This is a genomic window from Serratia sp. TSA_130.1 (assembly GCF_052691795.1).
On record NZ_JBQZFS010000004.1, the window covers coordinates 269,482 to 285,546 of the forward strand.

Sequence of the window (16,065 nt, forward strand, 5' to 3'; positions counted from 1 at the left end):
AATCTCGATTACCTCTTCCACTTTTGTTCAATATGCGACAAAATTCGCAGTTCACAACTGCGTACCGGCATTCATGCCCCTCCTGATTAAGCGCTGACGACTTCAACACTAAAAACTCAGTTTTCGCTTCTCTGGAGAAGGATCTACGTAGGCAAACGATTAACATCACACTTACATGCTGTAAACATGTGAGTTCAGGAGTCATTCCTTACATGGCAACGATTAAAGATGTGGCCAAACGCGCGGGCGTTTCCACCACCACCGTTTCGCACGTCATCAATAAGACTCGTTTCGTCGCCGAAGAGACCAAAGCGGCCGTGTGGGCCGCCATCAAAGAGCTGCACTACTCGCCGAGCGCCGTGGCGCGCAGCCTGAAAGTCAATCACACCAAGTCTATCGGTCTGCTGGCCACCTCGAGCGAAGCGCCCTACTTTGCCGAAGTGATCGAGGCGGTGGAAAACAGCTGCTACAGCAAAGGCTATACCCTGATCCTGTGCAACTCGCACAACAATCTGGACAAACAGCGCGCCTACCTGGCGATGCTGGCGCAAAAGCGCGTCGACGGCCTGCTGGTCATGTGTTCCGAATACCCGGATCAGCTGCTGGGCATGCTGGAAGACTACCGCAACATCCCGATGGTGGTAATGGACTGGGGCGCCGCGCGCGGCGACTTCACCGACACCATCATCGATAACGCGTTCGAGGGCGGCTATCTGGCCGGGCGTTACCTGATCGAGCGCGGCCACCGCGATATCGGTGCTATCCCTGGCCAACTGTCGCGCAACACCGGCGGCGGTCGGCATCAGGGCTTCATGAAGGCGCTGCAGGAAGCGCATATCGATATTCGCGAAGAGTGGATAGTCCAGGGTGACTTCGAGCCGGAGTCCGGTTACAAGGCGATGCATCAAATTCTGTCGCAGAAACAGCGACCGACCGCGGTATTCTGCGGCGGCGACATCATGGCGATGGGCGCCATCTGCGCCGCCGACGAACTGGGGCTGCGGGTGCCGCAAGATATTTCCGTGATCGGCTACGACAACGTGCGCAACGCCCGCTACTTCACCCCGGCGCTGACCACCATTCATCAGCCGAAAGAGCGTCTGGGCGAAATGGCCTTCACCATGCTGCTGGATCGCATCATCAGCAAGCGCGAAGAATCGCAGGTGATCGAAGTGCATCCGAAGCTGGTCGAACGCCGTTCGGTCGCCGACGGTCCGTTCATCGACTACCGCCGCTGATCGTCCTCCCTACCGGAAGCCGGCACGGCTTCCGGTGCCGCCTCACTCAGCCACTCCTGATTCAGCGTCTCGCCATCGCCCAAATACGCCAGCAGCCAGCTCATCGCCGGTGACGGTTTATCCTGTTGCCAGGTCAGGCAGCAGGGGCTGGCGGGAAACGGCTGCTGCAACTGCAACGCCTTCAGCTCACCGCGCTGCACCCGCGGAAGCGCCAGATGCGCCGGCATCATGCCGACGCACAATCCGGCGCACAAACAGTCGAGCGCCGAGGTCCAGTCCGGCACCACCAGCCGCCGCTGGTTATCCAGCGTCCAGGTGACGCGCTTGGGCAGATTGCGCGAGGTGTCTTCCAGACAAAGCGCAGGGTACGGCCTCAACCGATCGTCATTCAACGGCCCTGCCAGCTGCGCCAGCGGATGCTGTGGGCTGACTACGCACAGCCAGTTCATATCCCCCATGTCGCGGAAAGCGAAGCCGCCGCCGACCGGCACCGCGCGGGTGGCGCCGATCGCCATGTCCACCCTGCCGTCCACCAACGCATCCCACACGCCGTTAAACACCTCGGGTTGCAGCATCAACTCGACGTCGGGGAAATGGCGGTAGAAATCCAGCACCAGCTGGCGGCTGCGCTGCGGTTTGACGATGATGTCCACCGCGATATTCAGCTGACCGCGCCAGCCGTTGGCCACCTGTTGACAGTGGCGGCGGGTGTCGAGCATTTTTTTGATAACAGCTCGCGCATCCTTGATAAACAGCGCGCCGGCCGGCGTCAGTTCCACATCTCGGTGACGCCGCTCAAACAGCGGCACCGCCAGCCATTGCTCCAGCTGCCGCACGGTATAACTTACCGCCGACGGCACCCGGTGCAGCTCCTGCGCCGCCGCGCTGAAACTGCCGGTGCGCGCCACCGCATCAACGACCTCGAGAGAATATTCAGACCACATCGCTTTGCCTTCAATTTTTTTAACAGCACTTTGCAAATATTACCGTTTCACAAGCAGAGATCCAGCCGGATACACTGGCCGGCGCTAAAAACCTGCGACACTAAAATATTAACGAGAAATACCATGCGAAATTCCTTTGGTTTTATGTTCTACCTCGCCGGCCTGAGCATGCTGGGTTATCTGGCGACCGATATGTACCTGCCCGCCTTCGGCGCCATGCGGGAGGAACTGCAAATTTCCGCCGGCGCGGTCAGCGCCAGCCTGAGCATCTTTTTGGCCGGCTTCGCCTTCGCGCAGCTGCTGTGGGGGCCGCTCTCCGACCGTCTGGGACGCAAACCGGTATTGTTGATTGGCCTGACTCTGTTCGCGCTCGGCTGCCTGGGCATGCTGTGGGTGGAAAATGCCGCGCAGCTCTGGATACTGCGCTTTATTCAGGCCGTAGGTGTCTGTTCCGCCGCCGCCATCTGGCAAGCGCTGGTGGTCGACCGCTATCGTGAAGGCCAGGCCAACCGCGTATTCGCCACCATCATGCCGCTGGTGGCGCTATCGCCGGCGCTGGCGCCGCTGCTGGGCGCCTGGCTGCTGAACCACGCCAGCTGGCGCGCGATCTTCGCCGTGCTGCTGGCCATCACCGCCTTGTTGCTGTTGCCGACGCTGCTGCTCAAAGAGAACGCCAGGCCAAAACCCGCCGTCGACGCGCCAAAAAGCAGCGTCAGTTTTTGGCAATTATTGAAATCCCCGGTATTCAGTGGCAATGTCGCCATGTACGCCGCCTGTTCGGCCGGTTTCTTCGCCTGGCTGACCGGCTCGCCGTTTATCCTCGGTGATATGGGCTACGGCCCGAGCGACATCGGCCTGAGCTATGTGCCGCAGACGCTGGCCTTCCTGCTGGGCGGTTACGGGTGCCGCGCCGCGCTCAAGCGCATCAATGGCAAAACCCTGCTGCCGTGGCTGCTGGTAGCTTATGCTGTCAGCATGGTGGCCCTGTATCTGGTGGCAACCCTGACCAATCCGACGCTCACCACGCTCCTGATCCCGTTCTGCGTGATGGCGCTGGTCAACGGCGCCGGCTATCCGATCATGGTGGCCAACGCGCTGATGCCGTTCCCGGACAGCAGCGGCAAAGCCGCCGCGCTGCAAAATACGCTGCAGCTGGGGCTGTGTTTCGTGGCGAGCATGCTGGTATCGACGTTTATTGCGCAGCCGCTGTTGGCGACGGTGACGGTGATGGTGTCCACGGTGATACTGGCCGCGCTGGGGTATTTCCTGCAGCGGGGAAAAGCGGCCAAGGCGCCGCAAGAAACGCCGCGCGAACATGCTAACTCAGCGTCATAATTGCCAAGCTAAATAATCACTTAAAGAATATGCGTGCCGAGTGCGATTTACAGTTGAGTCAATGCCTCGGCGCGCCTATACTCAAAAACAACCTTGTAAAGTAACACCTTATAATCTCTATATCTCAATTAGCTGTTGTGTACGCGTCTTGCGTCACACTCTTTTTTTGAAGAGGCGTTTATCCTGCGCCGTTTGCGTCGGGTCGCTTCTTTAAATTTCCTCTGTTCATAGTCGGATATCAGACGCCGCGGGCTTATTTCCCGTCGGTATACGTATGCACCCGCAGAAATTGTCTAAGCTGTTTCCTAACGGGTCATCAGTCAGAAGAAGGTGATGGAGAAGCTATGAGTTCATCGTGTATAGAAGATCTGAGCATCCAGGATAACCAGTGGTACCGTATCGCGCACGAAATGCTCGGTCTGGCCGGTATCGAAATTAACGGATCGCGCCCTTTCGATATTCAGGTTAAAAACCCCGAATTCTTTAAACGCGTTTTGCAGCAAGGCTCCCTGGGTCTCGGCGAGAGCTATATGGATGGTTGGTGGGAGTGCGAACGGCTGGATATATTCTTCCAGCGCGTGGTCAGCGCCGGGCTGGAGAAGAAGCTCCCCCACCACCTGAAAGATACCCTGCGTATCGCCGCGGCGCGCCTGACCAATCTGCAATCGAAAAAGCGCGCCTGGATCGTCGGCAAAGAGCATTACGATCTTGGCAACGATCTGTTTACGCTGATGCTCGATCCTTACATGCAGTACTCCTGCGGCTACTGGAAAGACGCCGCCACGCTGGAGGAAGCGCAAGAAGCGAAACTGCGGATGATCTGCGAAAAACTGCAGCTGCAGCCGGGCATGCGCTTGCTGGACATCGGCTGCGGCTGGGGCGGCCTCTCCGCCTACGCGGCGAAAAATTACGGCGTGTCGGTGGTCGGCGTGACCATTTCCGCCGAGCAGCAGAAGCTGGCTCAGGCACGCTGCGCCGGGCTGGACGTGCAGATCCTGCTGCAGGACTATCGCGATCTGCATCAGCAGTTCGATCGCATCGTCTCGGTCGGCATGTTCGAGCACGTCGGGCCGAAAAACTATCGCACCTATTTCAACGTGGTAGAGCGCAATCTGGCGCCGCACGGCCTGTTCCTGCTGCACACCATCGGTTCCAACAAGACCGACATGAACGTCGATCCGTGGATCAACAAATATATCTTCCCGAACGGCTGCCTGCCCTCGGTGAGGCATATCGCCGAGGCCAGCGAAGGCCATTTCGTGATGGAAGACTGGCACAACATCGGCGCCGACTACGATCGCACGCTGATGGCCTGGTTCGAGCGCTTCAAGCAGGCGTGGCCGCAGCTTGCTCCACGTTATTCCGAGCGCTTCGAGCGGATGTTCAGCTATTACCTGAACGCCTGCGCCGGCGCGTTTCGGGCGCGCGATCTGCAGCTGTGGCAGGTGGTGTTCAGCCCGAAAGGCGTTGAAGGCGGCATCCGCGTCGCACGCTGAACGCTCCCCTAATAAAAAAAGCCCCGGCAACCTCATCGCCGGGGCTTTTTTTGCTCTTTCGAACCAGGCGGCTTAGCCGCAGTAAACGCGGATGATTTTATCGTTGCTATCGCCGAGGAAGTTCAGACGGCGCAGGTTGAAATCCATGGTGACGGCAGAGTTGTACGGAATGGCGCGCACCTTGGATTCGATCCGCACGCCTTCCAGCGACGTCATCGGCTTGCCGACGTAGTTTTGATACTGCGAAGCGCCGCAGGTATCGTCCGCATCGGCCACTTGCGCGCCGCCGCCCTGCTCAGGTGAACTGCTGCAGGCGCTCAGCGCCAGCAACGCGGTTAACAACAACGTTTTCCCATAAAACTTCACGCGTTTCTCCTCTCTGCTTATGATTCGATTCCGGCGGCAACGCCCGAATCGCTGTCAGTCTTTGTGCGCCGGCGCCACCGCCGCCGCCAGCGTCGCTTCCCGATTGGCCAGCACGCGTTCGACGGTGTCCACTACCGCCTGCGTCTGCGGATCGATCTCGATGTTCACCTTATCGCCCAGGCGTTTTTTACCCAGCGTAGTGCGCTCCAGGGTTTCCGGGATCAGATGCACGCAGAAACGGTTATTCACCACTTCGCCGATGGTCAGGCTAATGCCGTCGATGCCGATGAAACCTTTGTGCAGCACATATTTCATCAATTCCGCATTCGGCATGCGCAGCCATACCTGACGGTTATTTTCCGAGGTATAAATTTTGGCCACTTCCGCCGTGCAGATAATATGGCCGGACATCAAATGACCGCCAATTTCATCATTGAATTTCGCCGCGCGCTCGATATTGACGATGTCGCCCAACGCCAGATCACCGAGGTTGGTCAGGCGCAACGTTTCCTTGATCAAATCGAAGCTGACGCGGTTGCCTTCCACCGCGGTGACGGTCAGGCAGCAGCCGTTATGGGCCACCGACGCGCCCAGCTCCAGCCCCGGCAGCAGTTCTGCAGGCATCTCGATCACATGGGTGCGGAAATTGGGTTTCTCATCAATGGCGACCAGCGGCGCGGTGCCTTGTACGATACCGGTGAACATATGTGCCTCTTCTTACTCAATAGATTAAAACGCTTCCGGCAGTTTGCCCCAGTTGGCGCTGAAAACCAAATCCGCGACGGCAAAAAACGCGTGCCTACGCATTTAATAACTATTTATCTGCGGCGTTTGCTTAACGACGCCGAGCAGGTACAATATTTTTGACAAAATTCCGCTATTTTAATTGTTGTCCTCTCGCGGCAGCCCTCCCTCCCACATATATAAAATAGAAAGGTGTATGCGTGCAGAAGTACTTAATTGAAGCGCGTAGTTTATTGGCTCTCGCTATCCCGGTGATCATCGCGCAAATCTCGCAAACCGCCATGGGCGTGGTGGATACCATCATGGCCGGCGCTTACAGCGCCACCGATATGGCGGCGGTTGCGGTCGGCACCTCTATCTGGCTGCCGGCCATCCTGTTCGGTCACGGCCTGCTGCTGGCGCTGACCCCAGTGATCGCCCAGTTAAACGGCGCCGGCCGTCGCGATCGCATCGCCCATCAGGTGCGTCAGGGCTTCTGGCTGGCCTCCGGCGTTTCCGTACTGTTGATCGTCGTGCTGTATAACTGCAAATTCGTCATCGACATGATGCACAACATCGATCCGCAGCTGGCGGATAAAGCCGTCGGTTATCTGCACGCCATCATGTGGGGCGCGCCGGGCTATCTGTTCTTCCAGGTGATGCGCAACCAGTGCGAAGGGCTGTCCAAAACCAAGCCCGGCATGGTGATCGGCTTCCTCGGCCTGCTGGTGAATATCCCGATCAACTACATCTTTATCTACGGCAAGTTCGGCATGCCGGAACTGGGCGGCGTGGGCTGCGGCGTCGCCACCGGCAGCGTCTACTGGATCATGTTCCTGATGATGCGCTGGTACGTGAAGCGCGCGCCGTCGCAGCGCGACATCAAGCGCCAGACAGGCGATCTCGGCGGCCCGGACTGGGCGGCGCTGAAGCGCCTGATCGGCATCGGTATGCCGGTGGCGCTGGCGCTGTTCTTCGAAGTCACCCTGTTCGCCGTGGTGGCGTTGCTGGTGTCGCCGCTCGGGATCGTCGCGGTCGCCGGCCACCAGATCGCGCTTAACTTCAGCGCGCTGATGTTCGTGTTGCCGCTGTCGCTGGGCGTCGGCGCCACCATTCGCGTCGGTTATCGTCTGGGAGAAGGGTCGGTAGAAGGCGCGCGCGTCGCCGCATACTCCGCCATCGGCGTCGGCATCACCATGGCCGTCTGCACTGCGCTGTTTACCGCCACCTTCCGCGAACCGATCGCCCTGCTGTACAACGACAGCCCGGCGGTGGTGGCGATGGCCTCGCAGCTGATGCTGCTGGCGGCGCTGTATCAAATCTCGGATTCAATCCAGGTGATCGGCAGCGGCGTGCTGCGCGGTTATAAAGATACTCGCGCGATCTTCTTCATCACCTTCATCGCTTACTGGGTGTTGGGCCTGCCGAGCGGCTATCTGCTGGCGCTGACCGATGCGGTGGTGCCGGCGATGGGGCCGAGCGGTTTCTGGATCGGCTTTATCATCGGCCTGACCTTCGCCGCCATCATGATGGCGCTGCGCATGCGCTGGCTGCAGAAACAGCCGACCACCGTCATCCTGCAGCGTTCTACCCGCTGAGTCCGTTCCCGGCCGGTTTTCTCCCCGGCCGGGCAGCGGGTTGCGGAAAAAAACGCCTGTCTGCGCACAACCTCAGCAATCGCGTGAAATACCGAATAAAATTGCGTTTTTCCCCTTGCCAGCACGCGGGTAGCTCGTTAATATTCGTCCCCGCTGTCAGCCATGACAGACAGGAAAAGATGCGTCCGTAGCTCAGTTGGTTAGAGCACCACCTTGACATGGTGGGGGTCGGTGGTTCGAGTCCACTCGGACGCACCAAATTCCAGAAGCAGTACAGTGCGTCCGTAGCTCAGTTGGTTAGAGCACCACCTTGACATGGTGGGGGTCGGTGGTTCGAGTCCACTCGGACGCACCAAATTTCAGAAGCAGTGCAGTGCGTCCGTAGCTCAGTTGGTTAGAGCACCACCTTGACATGGTGGGGGTCGGTGGTTCGAGTCCACTCGGACGCACCATATTGCTGATTCACCTCTCCCCCTATCGCGTTATAATTCTCGCTGTTTCGTCTCTGCCCGACCGCTCGATTTTTCATGTCGATTGCGCCGAACTACCGCCATCAGCCATCAGGAACGCCACATGACCACCTTCACCGCCAACACCCCCTTTTTACCGCTCGACAATGGCCTTGCCCGTCGTGAAGGCGTGATGAGCGACGGTTCGCCGGCAGCGGAAGTGCGTTTCGAGACCGGGGCCTTCGGCCAGCTGCAAAAGCCCGCGCACGCGCTGCAAACCCGGGTGATATCGGGTGAATTCGAGTTCACCCTCGGCGGCGACACGCGGATAGTGCGGACCGGCGAGAGCCTGACCCTGCCGGCCAACGTCGCCAGCGGCTGCTTCTGCCTGAGCGCCGGTGTGCTGCTGGAAATCCCGCAAACGCGCTAAGCCGTATTTACAGCAAGGTTATTTGCGCAACAAGCCGTACGCAACGCGTTGCATTTGCGCCACATTTGCCCTCGTTTTGACATATCCGCCGCACCGCCGCGGTTTTTTATTTTGTTTCCCGCCGCTTAGCCTTTATAATGCGCAACGTCTATCAGTTGAATGGTTTCAGCCCTTGATCTGCGAAAACGCAATAACAACACGATTTAATCTCACCCCGTTGCGCAGCATCCCCGCGCCCCCGCGCGGGCTGAATTTTTCCGCCCCACATCAACTGTCGTCACCTATCCTTAACTATGTTTTTCACCACCAGGCACGGCTCAAATTCCCTATCGGCGTAAACAACGCCGGTCAAATTCGTTTTTTTATCCATCACAACTTGTAGAAAACTCCGCCATGAAAAAGACCAAAATTGTTTGTACCATCGGTCCAAAAACCGAATCGGAAGAAATGCTGACCAACCTGCTCAATGCGGGCATGAACGTGATGCGTCTCAACTTCTCTCACGGCGACTATGAAGAGCACGGCAACCGCATCAAGAACATGCGCGCCGTGATGGCGAAAACCGGTATCAACGCCGGCATCCTGCTGGATACCAAAGGCCCGGAAATTCGCACCATGAAACTGGAAGGCGGCAAAGACGCCTCTCTGGTCGCCGGCCAAACCTTCACCTTCACCACCGACCAGAGCGTGATCGGCAACAGCGAACGCGTGGCGGTGACCTACGCCGGCTTCGCCGCCGACCTGAAGATCGGCAACACCGTGCTGGTTGACGACGGCCTGATCGGCATGGAAGTCACCAACGTGACCGAGAACGAAGTCGTTTGCAAGGTGCTGAACAACGGCGACCTGGGCGAGAACAAAGGCGTCAACCTGCCGGGCGTGTCCATCCAGCTGCCTGCGCTGGCCGAGAAAGACAAACGCGACCTGATCTTCGGCTGCGAGCAAGGCGTCGACTTCGTGGCGGCGTCCTTCATCCGTAAACGCTCCGACGTGCTGGAGATCCGCGAGCACCTGAAAGCGCACGGCGGCGAGCAGATCCAGATCATCTCCAAGATCGAGAACCAGGAAGGCCTGAACAACTTCGACGAAATTCTCGAAGCGTCCGACGGCATCATGGTTGCCCGCGGCGATCTGGGCGTTGAAATCCCGGTAGAAGAAGTGATCTTCGCCCAGAAGATGATGATCGAAAAATGCAACCGTGCGCGTAAAGTGGTGATCACCGCCACCCAGATGCTCGATTCCATGATCAAGAACCCGCGCCCTACCCGTGCGGAAGCCGGTGACGTCGCCAACGCCATTCTGGACGGCACCGACGCCGTCATGCTGTCCGGCGAAAGCGCCAAGGGCAAATACCCGCTGGAAGCGGTCAACATCATGGCGACCATCTGCGAACGCACCGATCGCGTGATGCCAAGCCGCATCGATACCCTGAACGATCGCCGCAAGCTGCGCATCACCGAAGCGGTATGCCGCGGCGCGGTTGAAACCGCCGAAAAACTGGACGCGCCACTGATCGTCGTCGCCACCAGCGGCGGCAAGTCAGCGAAATCCGTGCGTAAATACTTCCCGAACGCCGTGATCCTGGCGCTGACCACCAACCAGACCACCGCGCATCAGCTGGTGCTGAGCAAGGGCGTTATCCCGCAGATGGTCAAAGAAATCGCCTCCACCGATGACTTCTACCGCATTGGTAAAGAAGCCGCGCTGGCCAGCGGCCTGGCGCAAAAAGGCGACGTCGTGGTGATGGTTTCCGGCGCGCTGGTGCCGAGCGGCACCACCAACACCGCCTCGGTACACGTGCTGTAATATAAAACGTGACATAATTATCTTGATCAAAACGCCGCTTTGCGGCGTTTTTTTTATCGGCAGTAAACTATTTTTCTCAAAACGCAACCGCGATCTGCTCATTATTTAGCTAATAACAAATCGGAGTAGTCCCATGGAAGCCGGCTGTTTTCCCTCGTTTTTTTAACTAATTTGTAAAACCAGATGCAAGTTTGAGCGAACGATCAAAATAAAGCACCTCAACACTAAAAAATTATTCTCTTTCGAAAAAAGTTTGTGTAATACTTGTAACGCTACATGGAGATTAACTCAATCTAGAGGGTGTTATAATGAATCGTACTAAACTGGTACTGGGCGCGGTAATCCTGGGTTCCACTCTGCTGGCTGGCTGCTCTAGCAACGCTAAAATCGATCAACTGTCTTCTGACGTTCAGACTCTGAACGCTAAAGTTGATCAGCTGAGCAACGACGTGAACGCAATGCGTTCTGACGTTCAAGCGGCTAAAGACGACGCAGCACGCGCTAACCAGCGTCTGGACAACCAAGCTCACGCTTACAAAAAGTAAGATAGCTTTGGTTATTGAAAACGGCGCACATTGTGCGCCGTTTTTTTTGTCTGTTTGTCGGCCTGGGCTTTCCAGCGCGGCGGGCAAAAAAAAGAGGTTCAGCACGCTGAACCCCTCTTCGACCGCTCAATCCGGCAAACTTAGTTCACCGAGCTGATTGGCGCTGCCTTGAATGGGCTCTTATTCGCCGCAGGAGCCGCTGCAGGCGTTAAACTCACCTCAGACGGGCTCTCCCCTACGTTGACCAGCACCGGCATGCCAGAGCGGCGTACAACCGCGCTATCGAACACGGCGCGATCGGTTTGCCCATCGGCAGCAAAGGCTTTCTCCGCTTTAGACAACGCGATCGGCATGGTCTGCGGATCGTCGCTTTCCACCCGCGACAGCGGCTGGTGCACTTCCACATAGCGTTTGCCGTCCGGCTCGACCGAAATCTTCACCGGATCGTTGATCACTTGCACCCGCGTACCGCGCGGCACCATGTTGAACAGCGCCTCGATATCCGTCGGACGCAGGCGAATACAGCCGGAGCTGACGCGCATGCCGATACCGAAGTTGGCGTTGGTGCCGTGGATCAGGTATTCACCGCGCCCCATCGCCAGACGCAGGGCGAACAGCCCCATCGGGTTCTCAGGGCCGGCCGGCACCACCGCAGGCAGCGTCACGCCCTGGGATTGATAGCGCTTGCGGATGTTGGCGGTGGGCGTCCAGGTCGGGTTAGGGATCTTTTGGCTGATGGAAGTCACCTCCAGCGGCGTGTGCATCCCGGTCTGGCCGATACCGATCGGATAGACGATCACTTTATTCTCGCCTTTCGGATAGTAGTAAAGGCGCAGCTCGGCCAGGTTGACGATGATCCCTTCACGCTTGGTGTCAGGCAGCAGCATTTGGGTCGGAATGGTCAGCACCGTACCCGGCTTAGGCAGGAACGGATCGGTGCCGGGGTTGGCTTCCAGCATGCCCAGCAGGCCAATCTTGTAGTCGGCGGCGATCGCCTCCAGCGGACGGCCGTCGTTTGGCACGGTATAAGTGGTGTTTTCGCCGATCAGACGGCTGTCCGGCGGCGGCAGCGGGTATTCGGTCGCACTGGCGGCCTGCGTGCCGGCCAGTACGGTGGCGAAGACCATGCCCATTAAACTCAACGCACGTTTCATTATCATCCCTATATTTTTTATGACGGTTCGCCCCCAAGGCTAACGAGCGCCTGGCGGTGGGTAAATCAGACAATACCTGATTAATACTAGCAACGCTGGCATCAAAGGCAATAAGTTCTCTAAAAATCAACACGTTATAACGTAATCGCCGTCGTTGATTGTCAACGAAACGTCAATGGGTAAGCTGCTGAAATATCACTGAATTGGGGGATAATCCCTAGGGGAAACGGTGTATTGTAAAGACTCATTGACAAAGCGAATATATCAATGAGCCTTTAAAGAGCAGTGGCGTTAAGGATCAGGCCAGCTGAGCGGCTTTACTGCGAATGGCGCGGATCATCGCCTCCAGCCCCTGTGAGCGCGAAGGCGTCAGATGTTGGCTGAGCGCCAGCTCGGTGAAAAACGGCCGCACGTCGAGCTCGACGATTTGCTGTGGCGTCAATTGACGATAAAGAATAAACACCACCGCCAGCAGCCCTTTGACGATCGCCGCGTCGCTATCGCCATGGAATTCGACCTGCCCTTGCTCATCGCAGCGCATCACGATCCACACCTGGCTCTGGCAGCCGGAAATCAGGTTCTCGGCCTGCCGCTCGGCCTCGTCCAGCGGCGGCAATTTGGCGCCGAGTTCAATCACGTACAGGTATTTCTCCTCCCAGTTCAAACAGCGGGAGAAATTACGCACCAATTTGTCTTTGTCCGGCAAATTCGCCATGGGGATCCTTTTGTACCGCCGAGGACGCGCCCCGGCTAGCCTAACAGCTGATGAATGCGTTGCAGCCCGGCCACCAGCCGGTCCACCTCTTCGCGGGTATTATATAACGCCAGCGACGCGCGGCACATGCTCGGCACCTGATAAAACGCCATCAGCGGCATGGCGCAATGGTGGCCGGTGCGAATGGCGATGCCGTACTGATCGAGGAAGCTGCCGACGTCATAGGCATGGTGTTCCCCCAAATTGAAGGCGATCACCCCGGCCCGATGCGCTGGACCATAGATTTTCAGCGTCGGCACCTGCTTGAGCGCCTCAAGCGCGTAATGCATCAGCGACTGTTCGTAATCGCGGATCGCATTCAGCCCCAGGGCTTCGACGTAATCGAACGCCGCGCCCAGCCCCATGATGCCGGCGGTATTCGGCGAACCGGCCTCGAAGCGCCAGGGTGGATCGGCGAAGGTGGTGCCCGCCGTCAGGCTGACCTGACGGATCATCGAACCGCCCCCTTCCCACGGCGGCATCTGCTGCAGGAGCGCCTGGCGTCCATACAGCATGCCGATGCCGGAAGGGCCATACAGCTTATGCCCGGAAAATACGTAGAAATCGCAGTCCAGCGCCTGAACATCGACGCGCTGGTGCATCACCGCCTGCGCGCCGTCCACCAGCACGGTCAGATCCGGCGCCAGGGCTCTGGCGCGGGCGATGATGTCGCGCACCGGGTTGACGGTGCCCAGCACGTTGGAGACCTCGGTCAGCGCCAGCAGTTTACAGGACGCGTCGATCAGTTCCGGCAACTGCGCCAGATCCAGCGTGCCGTCGGGCTGCAGCGGCCAAACCCGCAGCTGCAGACCGCGCTCCTGCGCCAGCATCTGCCAGGGCACGATGTTGGCGTGGTGCTCCATCTCGGTGATGAGAATCGCGTCGCCCGGCTGCAGCCGGTGGCGGCCAAAACTGTTGGCCACCAGGTTGATGCCTTCGGTGGTGCCCTTGACGAACACCATCTCTTCCGCCGAGGCGGCGTTGATAAAGCGCGCCGCCTGTTCCCGCACCGCTTCCATCTGCTGAGTCGCCTCGGCGCTCAGGGTGTGGATGCCGCGATGCACTGCGGCATAGCCGTGGCGATAGAAATCCAGTTCGCGGTCGATCACCGCCTGCGGTTTCTGCGCGCTGGCGGCGCTGTCGAGGTAGGCCAGCGGTTGGCCGTTCACCTCGCGCGCCAGCAGCGGGAAGTCGCCGCGCACGCGTTCAATCGGATAACTCATGCAGCCTCCCCCGGCAGGCGCTGGGCGATGCGCGCCAGCACCCGTTCCCGGATGGTGTCGTTGGCGATGCCTTCGGTCAGCTCGGCGGCGAAGGCGAAGATAATCATCTGCTGCGCCGCGCGTTTGTCGATGCCGCGCGACTGCAGATAAAACAGCTGTTCTTCATCGATACGCCCCACGGTGGCGCCGTGGCTGCACTTGACGTCGTCAGCGTAGATCTCCAGCTGCGGCTTGGTATCCACTTCCGCCACTTTCCCCAGCAACAGATTGTGGTTGGTCATCTGCCCGTCGGTTTTGATGGCGTGTTTGGCCACTTTGATCATGCCGTTGAACACCGCTTTGCCGCGATCGCTGACCACGGTTTTATGCAGCTGGCGGCTTTCGCAGTAGCCCTTGTTGTGTTCCAGATAGGTGCGGGTATCGCAGATCTCCTTGCCCACCGGCAGCACCAGGCTGTTGATCACCAGATTGGCACCTTCGCCGTTCAGCTGCGCGCTGGTGTTGTGGCGCGTCAGGCCTGCGCCCAACAGGAAGCTGTCGCTTTTCACCCGCGCGTCGCGGCCGATGACCAGATCGTTATGGGCAAAGTGGTAGCTCGGCCGGCTTTCAAACGCCAGCTTGCAGTGCAACAGCCCGGCGTTGTCCGCCACGTTGGCGGTCAGGCGCGCGCCGGTAAAGTGCGCGGCCTCGCCCAGGCTGACATAGTGTTCAATCACTTCCGCCTCGGCCCCGCGCCCGATCTCCAGATGATGACGATGATGCACGGTATTCACTTCCCCCGTCACGCCGCGGCCGCTGCTGATATGCAGCAGGTACAACGGACGAGCCGGGGCCTTGCCGGCCGGCAAGCGAATCAGGCTGGTTTCCTGCGCCAGGCTTTCGGTCAGATGCAGGAAGACTTCGGGCTGAATGGGCTCCGGCAGCGCCTGCGGCGTGCCGTAGGCGGTCAGCTCGAACTGGTAGTCGCCCAGATCGCCATCGCTGAGCGCGGCACTGTAGCGGCCATCGATAAACACCAGCCGGCAGGCGTCGATACCGAGCGCCAGCGCCTCGAGCTGCGCGGCGTTCACGGATGCGGGCTGCGGCTCAAGGAATTGCTGCTCCAGCAGCCCCTCGAGCGGCGTGTATTTCCAGTTCTCATGTTTGCGCGTCGGCCAGCCGAGGCGCAGCGCCTGCTGCCAATGCGCCAGCGCATGGGGCGAACGCTCGCCGCCGCGGCCTTCGAACAGACGATACAGCTGCTGCAACGCGTTGGCGTTACTGTTGGTCGGTAAGCCAGCCATAGCCTTGCTCCTCCAACTGTTTCACCAGCGAGAAATCGCCGGATTTGACGATGCGCCCCTGGGACAGCACGTGTACGTAATCCGGCTGGATGTAGTCCAAAATGCGCTGGTAGTGCGTGACGATGATAAAGGCGCGCTTGCCGTCCCGCAGCGAGTTGACGCCGTTGGCGACGATTTTGAGCGCATCGATGTCCAGACCGGAGTCGGTTTCATCGAGAATGCACAGATCCGGCTCCAGCGCCGCCATCTGCAGAATGTCGTTGCGCTTTTTCTCGCCGCCGGAGAAACCGACGTTGACCGAACGCGTCAGCAGATCGGCCGGCATATCCAGCAGCGCGATCTTCTCTTCGATGAAATCGGCGAAATCGAAGCGATCCAGCGGCTCCTGTTCGCGGTATTTGCGCACCGCGTTGACCGACGTCTGCAGGAAGAAGTGGTTGCTGACGCCGGGGATCTCCACCGGGTACTGGAACGCCAGGAACACGCCTTCGCCCGCGCGATCTTCCGGATCCAGCTCCAGCAGATCCTTGCCCTTGAAGGTGACTTCCCCTTCGGTCACTTCGTACTCTTCACGCCCGGCCAGCGTGGCGGACAGCGTGCTCTTACCCGAGCCGTTCGGCCCCATGATGGCGTGCACTTCGCCCGGTTTGATCTCCAGATCCAATCCCTTGAGGATCTCGTTGCCTTCCACGCTGACTTTCAAATTCTTGATGCTTAACAT

At 58.8% G+C, this 16,065-nt stretch carries 15 protein-coding genes and 3 tRNA genes; 10 read left to right on the forward strand and 8 right to left on the reverse strand.

Features of this window, described 5'->3' with window-relative positions; all coding sequences use genetic code 11:
- Positions 1-212: 212 nt before the first annotated feature.
- Positions 213-1,238, forward strand: a complete 1,026-nt coding sequence (gene purR / locus ACUTQY_RS16910) for an HTH-type transcriptional repressor PurR (RefSeq protein WP_004931336.1) — start codon at positions 213-215, stop codon at positions 1,236-1,238.
- On the opposite strand, the gene punR is transcribed toward purR, so the two are convergent.
- Complete coding sequence (punR, locus tag ACUTQY_RS16915) at positions 1,226-2,182, reverse strand: DNA-binding transcriptional activator PunR (protein ID WP_046686963.1); 957 nt, start codon at positions 2,180-2,182, stop codon at positions 1,226-1,228. The two genes, purR and punR, sit on opposite strands and share 13 nt — an antisense overlap.
- A gap of 123 nt (positions 2,183-2,305) precedes the next feature.
- Between punR and punC the strand changes: the two genes are divergently transcribed.
- Both punC and cfa read left to right on the forward strand, forming a co-directional pair.
- Positions 2,306-3,517 carry a purine nucleoside transporter PunC gene (gene punC / locus ACUTQY_RS16920; RefSeq protein WP_042784368.1) on the forward strand — a complete coding sequence of 404 codons (1,212 nt, stop codon included), beginning with the start codon at positions 2,306-2,308 and terminating at the stop codon, positions 3,515-3,517.
- A gap of 344 nt (positions 3,518-3,861) precedes the next feature.
- The gene (cfa, locus tag ACUTQY_RS16925; protein WP_033642914.1) at positions 3,862-5,013 is read left to right on the forward strand and encodes a cyclopropane fatty acyl phospholipid synthase; all 1,152 of its coding nucleotides are present in this window, start codon (positions 3,862-3,864) and stop codon (positions 5,011-5,013) included.
- Between the two features lie 72 nt (positions 5,014-5,085).
- On the opposite strand, the gene ACUTQY_RS16930 is transcribed toward cfa, so the two are convergent.
- Together ACUTQY_RS16930 and ACUTQY_RS16935 are read right to left on the reverse strand one after the other, a co-directional pair.
- Positions 5,086-5,379, reverse strand: a complete 294-nt coding sequence (locus ACUTQY_RS16930) for an I78 family peptidase inhibitor (protein WP_033642913.1) — start codon at positions 5,377-5,379, stop codon at positions 5,086-5,088.
- A 54-nt stretch (positions 5,380-5,433) separates the two neighbouring features.
- Positions 5,434-6,084: a riboflavin synthase gene (locus ACUTQY_RS16935; protein WP_033642912.1), complete on the reverse strand. Its 651-nt coding sequence runs from the start codon at positions 6,082-6,084 to the stop codon at positions 5,434-5,436.
- A 239-nt stretch (positions 6,085-6,323) separates the two neighbouring features.
- Here ACUTQY_RS16935 and ACUTQY_RS16940 point away from each other — a divergent pair, with 239 nt between their 5' ends.
- The 7 genes from ACUTQY_RS16940 (at position 6,324) to ACUTQY_RS16970 (ending at position 10,930) form a co-directional block, all read left to right on the forward strand.
- A complete protein-coding gene (locus ACUTQY_RS16940; RefSeq protein ID WP_033642911.1) occupies positions 6,324-7,700 on the forward strand; it encodes an MATE family efflux transporter in 1,377 nt (458 codons plus the stop codon).
- Positions 7,701-7,881: 181 nt separating this feature from the next.
- A tRNA-Val gene (locus ACUTQY_RS16945) sits at positions 7,882-7,958 on the forward strand.
- 20 nt (positions 7,959-7,978) lie between these two features.
- Positions 7,979-8,055 (forward strand) — tRNA-Val (locus ACUTQY_RS16950).
- Between the two features lie 20 nt (positions 8,056-8,075).
- Positions 8,076-8,152 (forward strand) — tRNA-Val (locus tag ACUTQY_RS16955).
- 121 nt (positions 8,153-8,273) lie between these two features.
- Positions 8,274-8,579 (forward strand): cupin, encoded by a 306-nt coding sequence (locus ACUTQY_RS16960; RefSeq protein WP_046686960.1) that lies wholly within the window; start codon positions 8,274-8,276, stop codon positions 8,577-8,579.
- 393 nt (positions 8,580-8,972) lie between these two features.
- Positions 8,973-10,385: a pyruvate kinase PykF gene (pykF, locus tag ACUTQY_RS16965; RefSeq protein WP_033642909.1), complete on the forward strand. Its 1,413-nt coding sequence runs from the start codon at positions 8,973-8,975 to the stop codon at positions 10,383-10,385.
- A 308-nt stretch (positions 10,386-10,693) separates the two neighbouring features.
- On the forward strand, positions 10,694-10,930 hold the full coding sequence (locus tag ACUTQY_RS16970; protein ID WP_004931354.1) for a major outer membrane lipoprotein: 237 nt from the start codon (positions 10,694-10,696) through the stop codon (positions 10,928-10,930).
- Positions 10,931-11,070: 140 nt separating this feature from the next.
- Here the strand turns inward: ACUTQY_RS16970 and ACUTQY_RS16975 are convergent, their stop codons facing one another.
- The 5 genes from ACUTQY_RS16975 to sufC all read right to left on the reverse strand — a co-directional run bounded on the left by ACUTQY_RS16975 (position 11,071) and on the right by sufC (position 16,065).
- A complete protein-coding gene (locus ACUTQY_RS16975; RefSeq protein ID WP_033652724.1) occupies positions 11,071-12,084 on the reverse strand; it encodes a L,D-transpeptidase family protein in 1,014 nt (337 codons plus the stop codon).
- Between the two features lie 298 nt (positions 12,085-12,382).
- On the reverse strand, positions 12,383-12,799 hold the full coding sequence (gene sufE / locus ACUTQY_RS16980) for a cysteine desulfuration protein SufE (RefSeq protein WP_033642907.1): 417 nt from the start codon (positions 12,797-12,799) through the stop codon (positions 12,383-12,385).
- 35 nt (positions 12,800-12,834) lie between these two features.
- Positions 12,835-14,061: a cysteine desulfurase SufS gene (sufS, locus tag ACUTQY_RS16985; RefSeq protein WP_046686959.1), complete on the reverse strand. Its 1,227-nt coding sequence runs from the start codon at positions 14,059-14,061 to the stop codon at positions 12,835-12,837.
- A complete protein-coding gene (sufD, locus tag ACUTQY_RS16990) occupies positions 14,058-15,344 on the reverse strand; it encodes a Fe-S cluster assembly protein SufD (RefSeq protein ID WP_046686958.1) in 1,287 nt (428 codons plus the stop codon). The genes sufS and sufD overlap by 4 nt, the downstream gene beginning before the upstream one ends.
- Positions 15,319-16,065 carry a Fe-S cluster assembly ATPase SufC gene (sufC, locus tag ACUTQY_RS16995; protein ID WP_016927936.1) on the reverse strand — a complete coding sequence of 249 codons (747 nt, stop codon included), beginning with the start codon at positions 16,063-16,065 and terminating at the stop codon, positions 15,319-15,321. Before sufC ends, sufD begins: the two co-directional genes overlap by 26 nt.